The organism is Enterococcus sp. AZ188, assembly GCF_050544075.1.
GTDB classification, from domain to species: Bacteria; Bacillota; Bacilli; order Lactobacillales; family Enterococcaceae; genus Enterococcus_D; species Enterococcus_D entomosocium.
Genome location: NZ_CP172943.1, coordinates 2,793,897 through 2,811,625, shown reverse-complemented (window position 1 = coordinate 2,811,625; position 17,729 = coordinate 2,793,897). Strand labels below are relative to the sequence as shown.

At 42.4% G+C, this 17,729-nt stretch carries 15 protein-coding genes; 10 read left to right on the top strand and 5 right to left on the bottom strand.

All coding sequences use genetic code 11. The annotated features are described in order from the left end of the window. Positions 1 to 75: 75 nt before the first annotated feature. Positions 76 to 963, top strand: coding sequence for a MurR/RpiR family transcriptional regulator (locus tag IGI86_RS12985; protein ID WP_244732357.1), 888 nt, complete (start codon positions 76 to 78; stop codon positions 961 to 963). Between the two features lie 35 nt (positions 964 to 998). Here the strand turns inward: IGI86_RS12985 and IGI86_RS12980 are convergent, their stop codons facing one another. After that, positions 999 to 1,820 carry an MBL fold metallo-hydrolase gene (locus tag IGI86_RS12980; RefSeq protein WP_008380735.1) on the bottom strand — a complete coding sequence of 274 codons (822 nt, stop codon included), beginning with the start codon at positions 1,818 to 1,820 and terminating at the stop codon, positions 999 to 1,001. A 98-nt stretch (positions 1,821 to 1,918) separates the two neighbouring features. Between IGI86_RS12980 and IGI86_RS12975 the strand changes: the two genes are divergently transcribed. From IGI86_RS12975 to IGI86_RS12965, 3 genes are all read left to right on the top strand, one after another. Next, the gene (locus IGI86_RS12975) at positions 1,919 to 2,074 is read left to right on the top strand and encodes a hypothetical protein (protein WP_008380736.1); all 156 of its coding nucleotides are present in this window, start codon (positions 1,919 to 1,921) and stop codon (positions 2,072 to 2,074) included. Between the two features lie 213 nt (positions 2,075 to 2,287). After that, positions 2,288 to 4,144 carry a beta-glucoside-specific PTS transporter subunit IIABC gene (locus IGI86_RS12970; RefSeq protein ID WP_244732354.1) on the top strand — a complete coding sequence of 619 codons (1,857 nt, stop codon included), beginning with the start codon at positions 2,288 to 2,290 and terminating at the stop codon, positions 4,142 to 4,144. An 11-nt stretch (positions 4,145 to 4,155) separates the two neighbouring features. After that, on the top strand, positions 4,156 to 5,580 hold the full coding sequence (locus tag IGI86_RS12965; RefSeq protein WP_244732352.1) for a 6-phospho-beta-glucosidase: 1,425 nt from the start codon (positions 4,156 to 4,158) through the stop codon (positions 5,578 to 5,580). 122 nt (positions 5,581 to 5,702) lie between these two features. Here the strand turns inward: IGI86_RS12965 and IGI86_RS12960 are convergent, their stop codons facing one another. Further along, positions 5,703 to 6,587 carry an AraC family transcriptional regulator gene (locus IGI86_RS12960; RefSeq protein WP_008380738.1) on the bottom strand — a complete coding sequence of 295 codons (885 nt, stop codon included), beginning with the start codon at positions 6,585 to 6,587 and terminating at the stop codon, positions 5,703 to 5,705. 132 nt (positions 6,588 to 6,719) lie between these two features. Here IGI86_RS12960 and IGI86_RS12955 point away from each other — a divergent pair, with 132 nt between their 5' ends. Both IGI86_RS12955 and rhaM read left to right on the top strand, forming a co-directional pair. After that, positions 6,720 to 7,826: a glycoside hydrolase family 88/105 protein gene (locus IGI86_RS12955; protein ID WP_008380741.1), complete on the top strand. Its 1,107-nt coding sequence runs from the start codon at positions 6,720 to 6,722 to the stop codon at positions 7,824 to 7,826. 39 nt (positions 7,827 to 7,865) lie between these two features. After that, positions 7,866 to 8,177 (top strand): L-rhamnose mutarotase, encoded by a 312-nt coding sequence (gene rhaM, locus IGI86_RS12950; RefSeq protein WP_061053170.1) that lies wholly within the window; start codon positions 7,866 to 7,868, stop codon positions 8,175 to 8,177. Positions 8,178 to 8,332: 155 nt separating this feature from the next. Here the strand turns inward: rhaM and IGI86_RS12945 are convergent, their stop codons facing one another. The 3 genes from IGI86_RS12945 to IGI86_RS12935 are packed head-to-tail and all read right to left on the bottom strand — an operon-like array spanning position 8,333 to position 12,175. Continuing rightward, positions 8,333 to 9,784 (bottom strand): response regulator, encoded by a 1,452-nt coding sequence (locus IGI86_RS12945; RefSeq protein WP_005234181.1) that lies wholly within the window; start codon positions 9,782 to 9,784, stop codon positions 8,333 to 8,335. Continuing rightward, positions 9,781 to 11,550 carry a sensor histidine kinase gene (locus tag IGI86_RS12940; RefSeq protein ID WP_008380747.1) on the bottom strand — a complete coding sequence of 590 codons (1,770 nt, stop codon included), beginning with the start codon at positions 11,548 to 11,550 and terminating at the stop codon, positions 9,781 to 9,783. The genes IGI86_RS12945 and IGI86_RS12940 overlap by 4 nt, the downstream gene beginning before the upstream one ends. Next, positions 11,519 to 12,175 (bottom strand): DUF624 domain-containing protein, encoded by a 657-nt coding sequence (locus tag IGI86_RS12935; RefSeq protein WP_010749870.1) that lies wholly within the window; start codon positions 12,173 to 12,175, stop codon positions 11,519 to 11,521. Before IGI86_RS12935 ends, IGI86_RS12940 begins: the two co-directional genes overlap by 32 nt. A gap of 264 nt (positions 12,176 to 12,439) precedes the next feature. Here IGI86_RS12935 and IGI86_RS12930 point away from each other — a divergent pair, with 264 nt between their 5' ends. The 4 genes from IGI86_RS12930 (at position 12,440) to IGI86_RS12915 (ending at position 17,425) form a co-directional block, all read left to right on the top strand. Next, complete coding sequence (locus tag IGI86_RS12930) at positions 12,440 to 13,750, top strand: ABC transporter substrate-binding protein (protein ID WP_016612696.1); 1,311 nt, start codon at positions 12,440 to 12,442, stop codon at positions 13,748 to 13,750. A gap of 189 nt (positions 13,751 to 13,939) precedes the next feature. Further along, on the top strand, positions 13,940 to 14,899 hold the full coding sequence (locus IGI86_RS12925) for a carbohydrate ABC transporter permease (RefSeq protein WP_016621592.1): 960 nt from the start codon (positions 13,940 to 13,942) through the stop codon (positions 14,897 to 14,899). A gap of 3 nt (positions 14,900 to 14,902) precedes the next feature. Beyond that, positions 14,903 to 15,736, top strand: a complete 834-nt coding sequence (locus IGI86_RS12920) for a carbohydrate ABC transporter permease (protein ID WP_005234188.1) — start codon at positions 14,903 to 14,905, stop codon at positions 15,734 to 15,736. A 75-nt stretch (positions 15,737 to 15,811) separates the two neighbouring features. Beyond that, positions 15,812 to 17,425, top strand: coding sequence for a glycosyl hydrolase family 28 protein (locus IGI86_RS12915; RefSeq protein ID WP_086316501.1), 1,614 nt, complete (start codon positions 15,812 to 15,814; stop codon positions 17,423 to 17,425). Positions 17,426 to 17,729 lie beyond the last annotated feature (304 nt).

The following is a 17,729-nucleotide window of genomic DNA, read 5'->3' as shown; positions in this document are numbered from 1 at the left end:
GTGCTTTTAGATAGAAAGAAACGTGAATGAATGGGACGTGTAAAACTAACAGCAGCAATCAGAAGGGAGAACCAGATGTATCTTTTTCAAAAAATTGAAGAAGCAGCGTTTAAACAAAATGATGCAAGAAGGACGATCGGTGATTTTTTACTAGGCAATCGGGAAAAAGTCAGTGAGTATACTATGGAAGAAATCGCAAAACTGACCCATTCCTCAAAGCCGACGTTAGTCCGTTTTGCAAAATATTTTGGCTTTTCCGGTTGGAAAGAATTTGTGTATGCCTTCGTGCATGAACTGGCACACTTTGATGATGGCTCAGCAACGATCGATGTGAATATCCCTTTTGGTGAGGCGGCAGACACATTAGAAATCATTGAAAACTTGGCGAACTTGCGCATGCAGACGATTAAAGAAACAGCGGCACTTATGACGGTAAAAGACCTGAATCAAGCCGCTCGACTCATCAATGGCGCTCAAAACGTTGTCATCTATGGGCGTAGTCCAAATTCGTATTTCGGGCAGCTGTTTAAACGCAACTTAAACACGATTCATAAAAAAGCCTTTGTTGCGGATACGGACGAAGCGGGCTTGATTTCCCAAACGCTGACCCCGCAGGATTGTGCCATTCTTATCTCTTATTCTGGCAATAATTCAGAGACCTATCCTATGAAAAATGTGAAAACATTGCTGAAAAATGGTGTGCCAATTATCAGTCTTACGAGTGGTGGGGACAACTATTTGCGGGACTATTCGACGATCGTCTTGACGATTGCTAGCCGAGAAAAACTATATTCTAAAATCGGAAATTTTTCCACAGAAGAATCGATTCAATTCCTTTTGACGGTTTTGTTTGCTCAGATTTTTTCCCTCGATTATCAGGAGAATATCCAAATGAAAATCAGCAACGCTCGTTATTTAGAAACGAGTCGAAGAACGACGTTTAAAGAGATGGCAGAAGAATAAAAGGACCACACCAAAAACGGTGTGGTCCTTTTTCCCTATTCTAAATTGTTGGAAGTGGTTGATTTCAATTCGATCGGCTCACCGGCAGCAACTAGACGAATCCGTTTCGGATTGACGATCCGATCGTACAAAGCTTCAGGGTCCCCATTAAAAGCATCGATATGCGGAGCATCCACTGTTCCCCAATGGGAGAGGATCAATTCAGCATGAGGATAGGTATTTGCCAGTTTCACGGCGTTCTCAAAGCCGATATGCCAAGCGTTGTCGTTAAAGTCAAATAAGATCGCATCTGGTTGAGGCATCTCTAATTGTTCTGGTAAAAGACGAGAATCGCCAGGAATCCACAAGGAACCATCCGGAGTATCGATCCAAAAGCCGCAATAGTCCTCAATTTGGAAGACACGGTCAAATTTTGTCGTCTCATTTTGCCAAAGGTGATACGCCTTTGTTAAAGAAATCTCCAAATTTTTAACGGTGAATGAATCATAGATTTCGTGACCTTGGGCAGCAACTTGAAAGTGCTCTTGCATAAGTTCGGCAACATATTTGGGTCCATGGAAGCTATCGGTAACCGGGACTAATTTTTCAATCGTCGGAATGCCGTAGTGATCATTATCTGAATGGGTGATCAATACCGCATCTAAGTGAGGGACTGCCGCCGGTTTGATTGGCAGATCGATCAGTAACGGCAGGTCAAATCCTTCTAAGACCGGATCGACCATGATACATGTACCACGGCTGTTTAGAAGAATACCGGAGTTTCCTAACCAGCGAATGATCGTTTGATCTGTTTTTTGAAAAGCTTCTTCATGAAAGAAAATCGTTTTTGGGGGTATTGCTTGTTTCGCGTTTGTCATGTTTCTTCGTTCCCTTCGCCTGTTTTTTATAAATCCAACCTAGAATAGCCGTTCATAACAGGCTAGACCAAATCGTTGATTCAGTAAGGATTGCTTCAATGGTTGGGGGAAGAAGCAGTGGTTTGATCCGTTGTTGCGGGATCATCGGGGCGCTCTTTTTCGGTTGGTGGGTCCATTACGTTGAAAAAGCCTATTATGATCGCGATAAATCAAAAGTAACACAATCATCTAGTAAATTATATCATTGTTTCTAGTGGCTTCGTCAAGGCGATGTTTGGTCTTTTAATGGAATGGATTTCGAAAAAAGAGCGGTTTTTAATGAAAAGATGAAATCCATTTCGTCTTTAGGAAAATATATTGGAAACGCTCTCTATAAATGGTACATTGCTGGCAGAAAGAACAGTATGTTATACCGGTAAGCACATACAACATAGATTTTCTTTGAAATTTATTTAGGGGTGGAATGTATGAGTGAAAATTATCAATCATTAGCAAAAAAAATCGTCCAGTATCTGGGGGGACAAGAAAATATCACGGATGCCTATCACTGTCAAACCCGATTGCGCTTTAAAGTCAATGAAGAAAAGCGTATAGATCAAGGAGAACTAGAGGCACTCGATGGGGTTGCCAAATACATCAATAACGCAGGGGTACATCAAGTCGTGATCGGAACACATGTCAAAGATGTCTATGAAGAAGTCACAAAATTGGTTTCGCTTCAATCATCAGGGGCGTCGGAACCTGGGGAGAAAAAAGGACCAGCAGCTGCAGTGATCGATTTTGTGGCAGGAACGTTTCAACCAATTATTCCCGCACTGTCCGGTGCCGGAATGGTTAAGGCAGTTTTGGCTTTATTGATCGTTTTTGATGTGATCACGGCTGATTCGCAAACCTATTACATGCTGAATCTTTTTGCAGATGGTGTTTTCTTCTTCTTACCAATGATCCTGGCCTTCACTGTGGCACAAAAATTGCGATGCAATCCGATTTTAGCGGCTTCAGTGGCTGCTATGATGATGCATCCTAATTGGGGTGCCTTGGTCACAGCAGGCGAACCCGTTCACTTTTTTGGGGTTATTCCTTTTACATTAGCAAATTATACGGGATCAGTCATTCCGATCCTGATCGTGATTTTTTTCCAATCGTATGTCGAAAAGTTTTTGAACAAAGTGATTCCAAAATCAGTGGAGCTGGTTTTTGTTCCAATGCTAACATTCTTGATAATGGGTACATTAGCCTTCTCGCTATTTGGACCGATCGGTAGTATCTTGGGTGGTTATTTGGCAACTTTCTTTACCTTCTTAAGTGTCCATGCTAGCTGGGTTCCAGCGGTTTTGATGGGGGGCTTTTTACCAATCATGGTGATGTTTGGATTGCACAATGGGATTGCTCCTTTAGGGGTGATGCAAATGGCAGAACTTGGGTATGACAGTATTTTTGGTCCAGGGGCATTGGTCTCAAACATTGCTCAAGCAACCGCAGTAGCAGTTGTCGCATTGCGTACGAAAGAGAAAAAAACTAAGCAGTTGGCGGTATCAGGGGCAATCACTGCCTACATGGGGATTACCGAACCCGCTTTATATGGCATCAATTTGCCCAAAAAATATCCGTTGGTTGCGGCAATGATTGGTGGGGCTTCTGGTGGTTTGTATGCTGGCTTGACCAATACGCATCGCTTTGCGACCGGTTCGTCTGGTCTCCCAGCAATCTTACTATATATCGGTGATGATACGATGCGCTATTTTTGGAACATCATTATCGCATTGGTGATTGCAGCTGTGGTGAGTGGGGCCGTTACCTATGTCTTAAGTTTCAAATATGAAACAAAAGTGACAATTGATGTTCCGGAGATGAAAGCAGTAGTACTAGAATATACCGGCTTGATCAATCCTGTACCGGGAATCGTGATTCCGTTGAATCAAGTCAAAGATGACGCATTTGCTTCTGAAGCACTCGGAAAAGGATTTGCCGTCGATGAACCCATCGGTGAAGTCATTGCGCCTTTTGATGGAAAAGTCGCTGCTGTTTTTCCTACCAAACACGCGATTGGCTTGGTTTCAGACACCGGAATCGAATTGTTGATCCATGTCGGTTTAGACACAGTGGAACTAAATGGTCAGTATTTTGATGCTTTAGTAGAAGCAGAGCAAAAAGTTACAAAAGGGCAGCGATTGCTGACGTTTGATGTACAGCAGATAAAAGCTGCAGGATATGTCACACAAGTACCGATCATCGTTACCAATACACCACAATATACCGCAGTCGAACGTGTGAAAGAAGGATTGGTAGCTAAAGAAGAGGAAGTACTTGTAGTCAAAGTTTAGGAGGAAATAACATGGGATTATCAGATGATTTTTTATGGGGCGGTGCAACGGCTGCCAATCAAGCAGAAGGAGGCGTATTAGCAGGAGGACGTGGCTTATCAAATGTCGACCTCTTACCAACTGGTCCTGATCGCGCAAAGGTCGCTGTGGGTGAACTGGAAATGTTAGAATGGCAGGAAGATTCTTTTTATCCAGCCCAAACGGCCATTGATATGTACCACCATTATATGGAAGATATTGCCCTTTTTGCCGAAATGGGTTTTAAAGTGTATCGGATGTCACTTTCTTGGTCAAGGATTTTTCCAAATGGCAATGACGAAGAGCCCAACGAAGAAGGACTGCTTTTTTATGAGAAAATCTTCAAAGAATTGAGAAAACATCAAATCGAGCCATTGGTCACGATTGCCCACTTCGATGTTCCGCTGCATTTGATCAAGGAATTTGGGGGCTGGAAAAATCGTCGGCTCATTGATTTCTATGTGACCTATGCGGAAACCGTCTTCCAGCGCTATCGCGGGTTGGTCAAATATTGGCTGACGATCAATGAAATCAATATTTTGCTGCATCAGCCTTTTGTAGGTGGCGGGATCGTCTTTAAAGAAGGGGACAATCGTCAAGAAATCAAATACCAAGCAGCGCATCATCAGTTAGTCGCCAGTGCCTTAGCAACCAAAAAAGCTCATGAGATCGATCCGACCAATCAAGTCGGCTGTATGCTGGCTGGCGGCAGTCATTATCCTTATACTTGCCGACCTGAAGATTACCAAGAAGCAATCAATCGTGATCGCGAAGGCTATTTCTTTATCGATGTGCAAGCCCGAGGCAAATACCCCAATTATGCCTTGAAAAAATTTGAGCGAGAAGGCTTAACGATCAAAATGACACCTGAAGACGAGGCGATTTTAGCGGCTTCTCCTGTTGATTTTGTCAGTTTTTCTTATTACTGTTCGCGAACGGTCAGTGCCCATCCAGAAGACTATGCGCAAGCGACCGGGAATCTCTTTCCATCAATTAAAAATGAACATCTACCATCGACTGAGTGGGGGTGGCAGATTGATCCGTTAGGACTGAGAAATTCATTGAATCAATTGTATGATCGCTATCAAAAACCGTTGTTTATCGTAGAAAATGGGTTAGGGGCGATCGATACCCCTGATGAGAACGGGTTTGTCGCAGACGATTATCGGATCAACTATTTAAAAAAACATATTCAAGCCTTCAAAGATGCGGTGATGATCGATGGCGTGGAACTACTTGGTTATACTACTTGGGGTTGTATTGATCTTGTAGCAGCCAGTACCGGTCAAATGAGTAAACGCTATGGCTTTATCTATGTGGATCGAGATGATCAAGGCAACGGCACCTTGAAACGAACCAAGAAAAAATCCTTTGAGTGGTATAAAAAAGTGATCGCTTCAAATGGGGAAGTTTTATAGCATACAAAAAGAATGACACATTTCCTCGTGTCATTCTTTTTGTATTGTGTCATCTAACATCAGGAAAGGGAAGCAGCAACTCTTTTTTCACGAGCCAATGATTGGCGCTTTGCAACGGCTTGCTATTTTTTCCCTGCAAAATGCGTAAAACGGACAAACTGATTTTGGGCTTCTTCTTGTAAAAATTCTTTTGGTGTCAGCTGAAATTCTTGTTTAAAGCAGCGTAAAAAATGGGTATAGGAGTTGAAGCCGCAAGCTTCGAACGTGGCGGTGGCGCTTCTGGTTTTACGTAAAATTTCTTTGCTCTTTAAGAGTCGTTTCTTTACCACATAGGCATGAAAGGCGACGCCAGTTTCTTTTTTGAAGGTCCTTGAAAGCGAGTATGGGCTCATGAAAAGGGCTTTGGCGACGGTCTCTAAGGAGAGATCAGCGGTCAAATGCTGATTGATATAGGTAATAGCAGCCAAAATGTCTTTATTTTTATAGAGTGAGTCGGATAAAAATAGCGGTTCTTTTTCCTGATAGGCAATCGTATTGATGGAAATCAAAAACGCAATCAAATGATTTTGATAAAGTAAGTCGGTGCCATAATTGCTATCCGTTTTTTTGCGTAAAGGACGCAATAGCTGGTCTAGTTGGTCGGCATCGATCGATAAAATACGACTGTTGATGCCGCCGTTGCTACGAAAACAGGCAGTGAGATCTGTTTGGGTAGTGGAGAGGGCAGCGAGATAACTAGGATTGATATACAGGTAGGTTCGCTCGAAAAAATCAGAAGTTTGATGAACGATTCGATGCAAGACGTTTGGAGGAATCAAGATGATCGTACCAGGTTCTAGAGGGAATTCTCCGCCATCGATAAAGAAGACCGCTGATCCTTTTAAGGTACAGTGAATCTCATAAAAACTATGGTAATGATAAAGGGTATTGTTTTCTTCTACGATGTCTTTGATATGAAAGGCCTCAAAACGATCGTTGATCATCGTATCCGCACTTTGCTTCTCCATGATTGGCTCCTTTCGTACTCGTTTGTTTTTATCATACAAGAATAGATAGTAAAGTGTCAATAACTGCTATTTTTGTGTAAATGTAAGCGTGTTACGATCAATCTATCAAAGAGAAATGAGAGGATGAACCCAATGGTGATTTTAGAACAGTTATTTGTGGAAAAACGTGTTGTAGAAGAAAAAATTGATCGCATGATCGAAAATTTAACGACGATCAAGGATGATAATGGCGAATTTCTATTAGACTTTGACGGCTTGATCGTTGATGATAAAAGCTGGGGGATTTGGAACTGGCCGCAAGGGGTGGGACTATACGGCATTTATAAAAACTACCAAATCACCAAAAATCCCAAAGCGCTCCAAGTTGTGGAAGAATGGTTTGAGCAGCGGATGTTAGAAGGCGCGCCGCCTAAAAATGTCAACACGATGGCGCCGCTTTTGGCAATGGCGTATCTTTATGAAGACACCAAAGATTCTCGTTACTTGCCGTACCTTGAACAATGGGCGGAATGGGTCATGCATGATATGCCGCGAACCGATGAAAATGGTCTGCAGCATGCGACCTATGGACCAGAAAATCGCAACCAGCTTTGGGACGATACCTTGATGATGACCGCTTTGCCTTTGGCGAAAATTGGCATGTTGCTGAATCGTCCGGCCTATATCGAAGAAGCAAAACAACAATTTATGATCCATATCAAATACTTAGTTGATAAAAAAACTGGTCTTTGGTTCCACGGCTGGACCTTTGAAGAACGCCACAATTATGCGCAAGCGCTTTGGGCAAGAGGCAACTGCTGGATCACCATTGCGATTCCTGAGATCATTGACATTCTCGACTTGCAAGAAGGAGATGCGTTACGAGGCTTCTTGATCAATACCCTCTTAGACCAACTAGCTGCCTTGCAAGAAATGCAAGATGAAAGTGGTTTGTGGCACACCTTGTTAGATGATCCTAGCTCGTATGTGGAGGCTTCTGCGACGGCTGGTTTTGCCTATGGGATTTTAAAAGCCGTTCATAAGCGTTACATTGACAAAGCTTGGGAAGATGTTGCCTATAAAGCGTTAGCCGGTTTGATCGAACAAGTCGCAGAAGATGGAGAAGTCCAAAATGTTTCCATCGGTACTGGAATGGGAGAAGACTTGGAGTACTACAAAAACATCGCGATTACAGCAATGCCTTACGGGCAATCACTGACAGTTTTAGCATTTACTGAACTATTGGTTTCATTTTGTTAAGTTAAACACCTTACGTAATAAAGAGAGGAGCAGACAAAGATGATCAAAAAAGCGATTCGGATGAAGCTACATCCTGGTTATGAAGCAGAATATGAAAAACGGCATCGCGAACTATGGCCAGAACTAAAAGAGCAGCTCATAGCACACGGGGCGAAAAGCTACCAGATTTTCTTAGATCCAGAAAGCCTTGCGTTGTTTGGCTACCTTGAGATTGAAGATGAAACCCGCTGGCAGCAGTTAGCGGCAACCGAGATCAACCAAAAATGGTGGCAGTACATGGCAGAACTTATGGAAACAAATCCGGATGATTCGCCAGTGACACAGGAGTTAAAGGAAGTCTTTACGCTGTAAGCTAGACAAAAATGTTTATTTCTTAAAACGAACACGGTCGCATCAATTGTTTGACATCAATTACTGGTTAGTCAAAGAGGTAGTTCGCTCACGAATGTGAGCGGACTACCTCTTTTGTTGAAATAGCAACACAGTCATTTCGGATAGAAGAAACGTTAAGAGAGAAGTGCTTTTTCTTGCTGCTTCAAAAATTTCTTTGGTGTCATACCGGTAATCTTTTTAAACGTTTGAACAAAATATTCGGGGGCATTACTAAAGCCCGTCATCGCTGCCACTTCGTAGACTTTGTAGTTTTTCTTCAGCAGTTCTTGTGCTTTTTGGATGCGGTATTCGGCTAATTTTTGATTGAAGCGAATCCCGGTTTCTTTGTAATAGGTTTTTCCTAAGTATTCAGGATTTAAGTACAAAAGATGGGCGGCGATCCATTTCAATGACAATGCTTCATGGTCATAATATTCTTCGATGATCAGGTTGACTTTTTGGGACAGCTGCATGTTCTCGCTATCGTCTAAGCTGCCCCGCATCAAATCGATACAGTGAAGCAGCATAAACTGGAGTTCGTGCCAATTATTCAAGAGCATGATCTTTGGGGAATAGTCATCAAAGTAGATGTCTTTTTTGATGCGATGGTTTTCAAAAATTGCCGATAACAAATCGTTGACCTGCAGCCGCAATAGTTGGACAGGGTAAAGCTCCATGCGACAGGTAGAAAAAAAGTTTTCCGTAAGAACTTGGGCTAAAGTCAGTTCGCCTTTGTCGATCAATGCCAAAAGTTTTTCACGGTATTCCATATAGAGACTATTTTCATAGACATTTTCTTGTGAGATTTGGGCTTCTTGGATGACTTCAAAGGTATCAAAATAAAACTCCTTATCCAAGTTCCGCTTGCCTAAATGATAACTGAGTAAAAATTTTTCGGGGGTTTCGACCCAGCAATTGATGGCGATCCCTTTTCCTAGATGCGCAGCCTGTACCTTCGTTTTAAAAAAGAGATTAAAGGTATTTTCCGTACTGAAGTTCAGGATATAGCCAACTTTGTTTTGATGACCGATCACCAACTCGTGATGGTTCTCATAGCTTTCGATCCGCTTGGCGATGGCGTGATAGAATTTCGAATCAAATAAGTACATACAAAATGGAAAAACGAACGATTCAGGCAGCGGTTCTTCTCCGCAGCTATTGATGTATTGTTCAATTTGTTGTTTTAAATAGAGGGTAGATTCCATTTGACGACGTTCAGAACGTTCGATCGTCTCAGCCAACGCTTCTGAAAGCTTGCTCGGAAAAACAGGTTTTTCAAGGAAAAATTTGACCCCTAAAGCCATCGCTTCTTTGGCAAAGGAGAAGCTGCCAAAGCCTGTCAAAATAATGATTTGAATCGCAGGATTGATGGCTTTTAATTTTTTGATCAAGGCAAGTCCATTGACTTTAGGCATATTGATGTCGGTAATCACGATGTCGATGGTGTTTTGCTGACAAAATGCCAAGGCTTCTTCACTGTCTGTGTAAATTCCTTTGACCACTAATGGGAAATCAAAAGAAGCAACGAGGTTAGCCACACCATTTGCTATCAAGGGTTCATCGTCAACAACGAGGATATTTTTCATGTTTCACTCACTCCTTTTAAGGGGATCACAAAGCGCACCGTCGTCTTTTTGAAGGGAATCGAGGAGACGATGGCTAAGGACGCTTGATCACCATAATGCAGTTGCAATCGTTTTTGAATATTGGTCAATCCGATGCCGCCTTCTTTTTCAATCGAGAAGTTGGCTTTAAAACCAGGGCCATTGTCAGAGACACTGACTTGGAGAAAGGTTGCTTGTTGTTCAATCGTAAGGACGAGGCGACACGTCTCCTTCATATCATTGACGGCGTATTTAAAGACATTTTCAATCAATGGTTGAATCAGTAACTTAGGAATTTTAAAGGACAAGTCATTCACCAAAATTACTTCGATATACTCGATCCGTTTCCCGAAGCGAACGTTTTGAATATTGATATAGGCGTGCACGATATCTAATTCATCTTGTAGCGTTGTGAAGTCAGACTTGGTATCGATTTTTTTTCGAAACAAATAGGCAAGGGAGGTGACCATCTCTGAGATCTGCCACTGCTGATTTTCAATGGCGATCCAGTTGATCGAGTCTAACGTATTGTATAGAAAATGTGGATCTAATTGCGCTTGCAATCCTTTAAATTCGATTTCTTGGGACAATATACGCATTTCATAATTGTCCTTGATCAAGGCATTTAATTCATCGATCATCGTATTGTAGCTTTCATAAAGGACCATGATCTCTTCTTGACTATTTTCTGGGACAGCGAGGGTCTTTAAAGAGGCCAGTTTTTTCGTTTTCCGCAGAACGGCCATTTGCGAAGCCAAGTCAGCTAAAGGGCGGGTCAGCTGATTGCTTATTTTCCGAATCACAACAATAATCAAACATAAAAAAGGCAAACTCACAGCGATGGAAAGGCCTTGTAGTTTATAAAGATCAGCTAAGACTTGATTTTCAGGCAGTAAATAAATGAAGGTCATATTCGGCATCGTCTTCCGATCCATTGCGTAGTAGTACTGGCGATTATCAAACGTCATGGAGCCGATCGATCGCTGGAAGGTTTCCATTTTTTGCTGCAAGGTATTTTGATCCGCAGCGAGGGTTTGCTCGTCATTTGCGGTACTATAAAATTGGTTCTGATACGCCATGAAAAATTGGTTTTGTTCGGAGACAATGGGAAGACTTTCGATCTCGTTACGAAAGAAGGACGTATTCACTAGAAATATCACCGTACCAATATAGGTTAAAGAAAGATCGGCTGTTGAATAGATTTTTCGCAGGTAGACACCTTGAGAAAGGTCCTTTGCAAAAAACCAACTCCCTTTGGCAGGCTTATCGGGCAAAGTCTCGATCATATCTTTGATGGTTTGGCCATTAAAGATATGGTCGGTCTCGGCTAGAAAGTTGATCATGTTTTCGTTCGTTGGGGTAAAGAGATAGACGTTTTGAATCGTTGATTCATTGCGTACGAGGGCGTTGATTTCTGCACTTAAGGCATTCTTTTGGTCGATCGCCTCTAAGGATTGCAAGGAATCTTGTGCCAAGATCCTTTGTAGGCCATTTTGGATCGGTGCACTATCGATAATGCGAAAAGAGAGGGTTTCGACGGCAGTTAAACGCTTGGCGATATTTGTTGAAATGATCGAGACATCTTTATACGCGGCTTCTTTCAGCTGCGCCATGTAGACTTGTCGCCAAACTAAGGTCAGGAGAACAGCCAATGAGACGATAATTGCCACCGTCGCAAAAAAGACAAAATGTAACTGTCGCTCAAAAGGCTGCTTTTTAAAGTGATTGATCAGCTTCTGGGACTTCATGGACACTGCCTCGCTTTGCTTGCAATTGTTTGGTTTTTTCAATCATCTGACCATGAAAAAATTCAGCGAAGAACAAGAAAATCACCAGTCCAAAGACGAGTAACAAAGAGGTTTTGGCAGTCAATAAGAGAAACAATAAATACCAGGTAAACAACAAGGCAAGGCCTTGCAGTGGGTAGCGAAAGACTAGAAAGATACTGACGTACAAGGTCTGTTTCCAAGCGTGTTGTTCGGCTTTGGCATAGGTCATAAAGCTGATGAATGCAGTGTAAAGGAGGAGAATCGTTAAAAGTAAATAGACAGGACGCAGCCAAGCCATTTCAGTCGGGAAAAAATGAGTAATCCGTAAGTTAAACAACAACAGGAGTACTGTACTTAATAGTCCAATGCCAAAAAGGGAAAAGGTGCGAAAGGCTTGCTTGTAGGCTTGCCAGAAGGCAACAGCTGAATAGTCATGACCAGTTTTACGAAAATCATGTAAACATTTGATCGTGACAGCGGTGGCAGGACCGAAGCCAAAAATCCCCAACCCTAAAAGGGTAAAGAAAAGCCATAAAAGGTTTAATTTAGCAAAATAAGCTGTTACCGTAAAAAGACGAAACAGTCCGGTTTGTATTTTTTTCATTGTTTCCACCTACCTTGTTTTTTGAAAAGTAAGCCTTTTCAACGCTAGTATAGCATAGTATATTGGAAAAAATAGAGCATGTCTGTTTTTTTACATTTTTCATCTGTTTTTCTATTTTTTTCTAGCTATTGCCCGTGAAGGCTTAGCCTTCAGCAAAAACGACAGTCTAGTTTTTCACATATTTGCTCTTGTTTTTTCATTTTTATTAACGAGGATTTCCATTACAATCACCTTGTAAGCGCAAACAAAAAGGAGTGTAGAAGAATGAAGAAAACTTTTTTAAAAGCAGCGAGCTTGTTGTTTCTTGGTGCGACCTTAGCAGCTTGTGGCAATAACGGCAATAGTAGCGGAAGCTCAGAAGCTGATGCAGATGGGAAAACGACGATTTCCTTTACCTGGTGGGGCTCAGAAGTCAGACACGAGAAGTATATCGAATCGATCAAAGAATTTGAGAAACAAAATCCTGACATCAAAGTTGAATATGAATATGGTTCTTGGGATGACCATTGGAAAAAACTAGCGACAAAAGCGGCTTCTGGAGAATTACCTGATGTGATCCAGATGGATGTGCAGTACATTGCGCAATATGGAACGAAAAATCAATTAGCAGATATGTCGGAATTTATCGGCAATGAGATTCAAACCGATGATATCAAAGAATCGATTTTAGCAACAGGCGAGTTAGATGGAAACGTTTTCGGCATACCAACTTCTGTCAATACTATGGCGATGCTCTACAATCCATCATTGGTAGAACAAGGGGGCACTGGGATTGACTTTAGCAATTATACCTTCGATGACCTTGTAGAAAGTACGGCAGCGATCGCTGAAGCAACAGGTGATTACGGTTGGAACGATAACAATGACAACAGTACGATTTTGCAATACTTTTTACGTACTAAAGGCGAAGATCTATACCAATACGATGCAGACGGCAAACCAGAGATCGGTTTTACCAAAGAAAACTGGGTTGAATTTATGGGGGCTATCGCAGATCTTACGGAAGCCAAAGCAATGCCAACCGCAGAAGTGACTAGCAATGCCAACAGTATGGATCAATATCCGTTTTCACAAGGAAAAGCAGCTTATATGATGACTTGGTCCAATCAATACTTGACCTATAAAGCCTCCGCCGCAGAAGATGTCGAAATCAATTTGGCTCGTCCTTTTGACTCAGAAAACGGGGCGATGGCGTATCGACCAGGGTTCTTTTATTCGATCGCGAATGCTTCTGAATCAAAAGAAGCAGCTGCGAAGTTTGTTGACTTTTTAGTGAATAGTGAAGAAGCCAATAAGATCATCGGTACTGAGCGGGGGATTCCTTCCAATGATGCCATCAAAGAATTGCTTTATGCCGACATGACACCAGAAGAACAAGAGTCCTCTGATTTCTTAGATGATATTGCAGACATCGTCGGTGATCCATCCCCAATCCCACCAATTGGGTTTGCTGAAATCAACACGTACTTTAAAGAGCTGTACGCAGAGATCACTTATGGCACGATGACACCAGAAGAAACTTATGATGCCTTTACGCAACGCTGCGAAGAAATTTTTGCAGAAAACTATCAATAAGCATAGCTGTGGCGCCTTTACTGACTTTTTCAGTAAAGGCGTTTTTTTAGGAGAAGCACTGGAGGAAAAAAATATAGGTCCTCTAGTTTTTCACATTTCTGTGCTTTTTTTTCTATTCATTCTTAAGAAGTACTTCGTTAAAATCAACTTGTAAGCGTAATCAACTATAGGAGGTAGGAAGTGAAAATTATGGAACTACAATCAAAATCACCCACGGCCAAAGAACCTGGGAAACTCAAAAGCTGGTTTAATCGATTACCAGAATCAAAACAGAATATGGTTACAGGCTACTTATTTATCTCACCCTTCATCATTGGCTTTTTTGCTTTTATAATCGTCCCGATGGGGATTTCTCTTTTTATGTCTTTTCATGACTATGATCTATTGACAGAGGCGCAATTTGTTGGCTGGAATAACTTTATAACGATTTTTACGAATGATCCCAAGTTTGTTCAGTCACTGACTGTTACGCTGAAATATGTTGTGTTGGCAGTCCCTTTACGGCTGATCGTCGCATTAGCAGTGGCGATGCTGATCAACCGCCCATCGAAATTAAGCGGCGCTTATCGGGTATTATTTTATATCCCTTCGATTTTAGGTGGGAGCGTGGCGGTATCGATCATGTGGCGGAATCTTTTTGGCGATTCAGGGTTGATCAATGGCGTGCTAGCGGCGATCGGCTTAGACCCGATCTACTTCTTTAAAAGTCCTGGCTTAGCGTTGATGACCTTGATTTTATTAGCAGCGTGGCAATTTGGCTCGTCGATGTTGATTTTCTTATCCGGTTTGAAAAATATTCCGAAAGATTATTACGAAGCGGCGGAAATTGATGGGGCAGGAAAAATCAGACAGTTTTTCAATATCACGGTCCCAGTCCTGACGCCAATCATCTTTTTCAATCTGATCTATCAAACGATCATGGCCTTTTTGACGTTTACACCTGCGTTTATCATTTCGAATGGGACGGGTTCACCCCGTAACGGCACGTTAGTCTATTCCTTGTACATGTATCAACGAGCCTTTACCGATTTCAAAATGGGCTATGCTTCAGCCTTAGCGTGGATTTTACTGGTCATCGTTGGGTTGATTACGATTCTGTTGTTCGCAACATCGAAATTTTGGGTGTTTAAAGAAAACGAGGAGGTTTGATTGATGCGTGAACAAAAACAAAATTATTTCTTTGATGCCGTGATCTTAGTTGCTGCATTACTGATGCTTTATCCGATTTTCTGGCTGCTGTTTAGTGCCTTTAAACCTAGTAGTGACATTTTTCGAACGGCAACGGAGTTGATCCCCCGCAGCTGGACGTTAGAAAACTTTACCAAGGGGTTTGAAGGGATCGCAGGGATTCCCTTCATTCGCTATATTTTCAACTCATTGCAAATCGCGTTGATTTCAATGGTAGGGGCGGTCTGTTCTTCGGCTGTCATTTCTTATGGATTTGGTCGGATTCCTTTCAAAGGAAAAGGCTTTTGGTTTGCTTGTATCTTGGTCACGATGATGCTACCGCAAGAGATCATCATGGTGCCTCAGTATCTTTGGTTTAATCAATTAGGCTGGCTTAACTCGATTCGTCCAGTGACCGTTCCTTCATACTTCGGACAAGCCTTCTTTATTTTCATGATGGTCCAATTCGTCTCTGCGATCCCGACAGATTTAGATGAAGCAGCAAAAATGGACGGCTGTGGACGGGTCGGTATTTTCTTCCGCGTGATTCTACCGTTGATGAAGCCTTCCTTGGCAAACGCTGCGATCTTCTCTTTCTATTGGAAATGGGAAGAACTGATCGGACCGATGCTGTACCTCACACGTCCGCAAAACTACACGGTATCGATTGCCTTGAAGCAGTTCCTGGATGCTAGCAGCACCTCCAATTGGGGAGCCATGTTCGCGATGTCTGTGGTCTCCTTGCTGCCTGTGTTGATCATCTTCTTTATTTTCCAAAAATACATTGTTGAAGGCATCAGCACGACTGGTCTTAAATAAGTATGGAAAAAGATATTCGCTGTTTTGGAATATCTTTTTTCTATTGAATGAATTCGTTGAAGAAAGGACAAACCGATGGAACCATTTCAAGTAATTGATTTTCATGTCGTACCAAGCACGATCGGCGCTCATCAAGCGACCCTTATTTGGGAGAAGCCGCTGCACGCTCAAGCTATTTTTGGTTATCAATTGTTTTTAGACAACGATTTGATCCAAACCAGACCAACAAACAAGACGCATTGGACGTTGACAAACTTATCTGCCGATCAAACGTATCAAGTAACGATCATCTGCCTCGATCTTCAGGGATGTCTGCTTACAAATACCGCAGTCACGACGACCTTTCGTACAAAGAAAAAAAGTGTTGTGTTAGATGTTACGCAAGCACCATACCATGCTGATAGCGAAGGCAAAGAAGATAGTACCGCCATTCTCCAGCAAGCGATCAACGATTGTCCTAGCAACGGCACAGTCTGGATCCCAACAGGGGCGGTGATCCTTTCCGGTGCGTTGGAGCTAAAAAGCAATATGATTTTTCAGGTAGATGGCACATTGCAAGCAAGCCTCGACATAGAAACGTATCGGGTTGCCCCTCACGATTATTTAGGAAGCGTGAATCAAGAGGGGTTGCCATTAAGCCGTTATGAAGGCTGGGAATTGTTTTGTTTTCGTTCATTGATCAACATTGGGTATATCGATCGGGGCGATCGAGGGCGTATCGTTTGTGAAAATGTCCGTCTTTGTGGCAAAGGAACGATCATTGGTGGCGGGAATCCATTAGGACTAGCGATGCGAAACCCTTATGCAGACCGTGAACAGTATCCAGAATATGTTTCTGATGGAAAACCTGGAAGACGAGTAAGGGGACGTTTGATCTGTATGATGCAGGCCAAAAACATCCATTTGACAGAGCTGACGTTGATTGATCCACCATGCTGGACTGTTCATATGATTTACTGTGACACCGTTGTGACCCATGGGGTGACTATTCAGTCCAAAGGCATCGACAATGGCGATGGTTGGGACCCAGATTCTTCGCAAAATTTGCTGATTTTTGACACCGTTTTTGATACGGGCGATGATTGTATCGCAATCAAATCTGGCAAAAATCCAGAAGGAAATCAGATCAATAGACCAGCGAAAAATATTCGGCTGTTTGATTTGACTATTCGAGGGGGACATGGCATCGCGATTGGTAGTGAGCAATCTGGTGGTGTTGAAAATATCGCTTTTCGAGATTGTCAACTGACCAATACGCTTTATGGACTAGAATTGAAAGCGCAGAATGATCGTGGTGGCTATATTCGTCAAGTGACGATCACCGATTGCCTGTTGGATCGTTTCATGGCTCATCCTGTTGCTTACAATGCCGATGGTCAGGCAGCACAACAGTTACCGATCATTTCGGATATTTTGGTCAAGAATACCCGTATCGTAGGGCAGAACCCTTTGGTCGAGCTAAAAGGGTTTGTCGATGAACAAACACAGCAGGTTTCACCGATCCAACGCGTTACTTTTGAGTCAGTTGCCTTTGAATCAGCTAAAGGGCAAAAGAAAATGATTTTTGAACAGTGTCAGGAGGTCAGCTTTAAAGAGGCAGCGATCATTGATCGAGCGGCCATAAGTGACGCAATAAGTTGCCAAGAAACAGTCGAACTATCCATGGTGGGGCAAAAGAAACGCACGTAGAACAAGCTTTTGGAAATGATCTGCGTTGGTTTTCCCAATGAGAAACAGTTAGTTAAGCACCTTATTTCCTTCCTTGACAGGTTGCGCCTTTTTGCTTTTGTAGACAAAAAGGCGCATTTTTCTAACAAGAAAGGACGTTACAAAAAAAGACGATCCTCAGAAATCAAAAAGGACTTTCTTTTGCCGCTAAGGGGACTATAGTAAAGAATGTAGGAAAAAAGGACGCCAGAAAGCACATGGGAAAAGACAACGAGATGTGCCAAGAGGAACGCTTTACTTGATGGACAGCGCCAGTAAGAAGCAC

Excerpts from the sequence above, each read along its gene's own strand:
- IGI86_RS12985 (WP_244732357.1), top strand. The coding sequence starts at position 76 with ATGTATCTTTTTCAAAAAATTGAAGAAGCAGCGTTTAAACAAAATGAT.
- IGI86_RS12980 (WP_008380735.1), bottom strand. The coding sequence starts at position 1,820 with ATGACAAACGCGAAACAAGCAATACCCCCAAAAACGATTTTCTTTCAT.
- IGI86_RS12975 (WP_008380736.1), top strand. The coding sequence starts at position 1,919 with ATGGTTGGGGGAAGAAGCAGTGGTTTGATCCGTTGTTGCGGGATCATC.
- IGI86_RS12970 (WP_244732354.1), top strand. The coding sequence starts at position 2,288 with ATGAGTGAAAATTATCAATCATTAGCAAAAAAAATCGTCCAGTATCTG.
- IGI86_RS12965 (WP_244732352.1), top strand. The coding sequence starts at position 4,156 with ATGGGATTATCAGATGATTTTTTATGGGGCGGTGCAACGGCTGCCAAT.
- IGI86_RS12960 (WP_008380738.1), bottom strand. The coding sequence starts at position 6,587 with ATGGAGAAGCAAAGTGCGGATACGATGATCAACGATCGTTTTGAGGCC.
- IGI86_RS12955 (WP_008380741.1), top strand. The coding sequence starts at position 6,720 with ATGGTGATTTTAGAACAGTTATTTGTGGAAAAACGTGTTGTAGAAGAA.
- rhaM (WP_061053170.1), top strand. The coding sequence starts at position 7,866 with ATGATCAAAAAAGCGATTCGGATGAAGCTACATCCTGGTTATGAAGCA.
- IGI86_RS12945 (WP_005234181.1), bottom strand. The coding sequence starts at position 9,784 with ATGAAAAATATCCTCGTTGTTGACGATGAACCCTTGATAGCAAATGGT.
- IGI86_RS12940 (WP_008380747.1), bottom strand. The coding sequence starts at position 11,550 with ATGAAGTCCCAGAAGCTGATCAATCACTTTAAAAAGCAGCCTTTTGAG.
- IGI86_RS12935 (WP_010749870.1), bottom strand. The coding sequence starts at position 12,175 with ATGAAAAAAATACAAACCGGACTGTTTCGTCTTTTTACGGTAACAGCT.
- IGI86_RS12930 (WP_016612696.1), top strand. The coding sequence starts at position 12,440 with ATGAAGAAAACTTTTTTAAAAGCAGCGAGCTTGTTGTTTCTTGGTGCG.
- IGI86_RS12925 (WP_016621592.1), top strand. The coding sequence starts at position 13,940 with ATGGAACTACAATCAAAATCACCCACGGCCAAAGAACCTGGGAAACTC.
- IGI86_RS12920 (WP_005234188.1), top strand. The coding sequence starts at position 14,903 with ATGCGTGAACAAAAACAAAATTATTTCTTTGATGCCGTGATCTTAGTT.
- IGI86_RS12915 (WP_086316501.1), top strand. The coding sequence starts at position 15,812 with ATGGAACCATTTCAAGTAATTGATTTTCATGTCGTACCAAGCACGATC.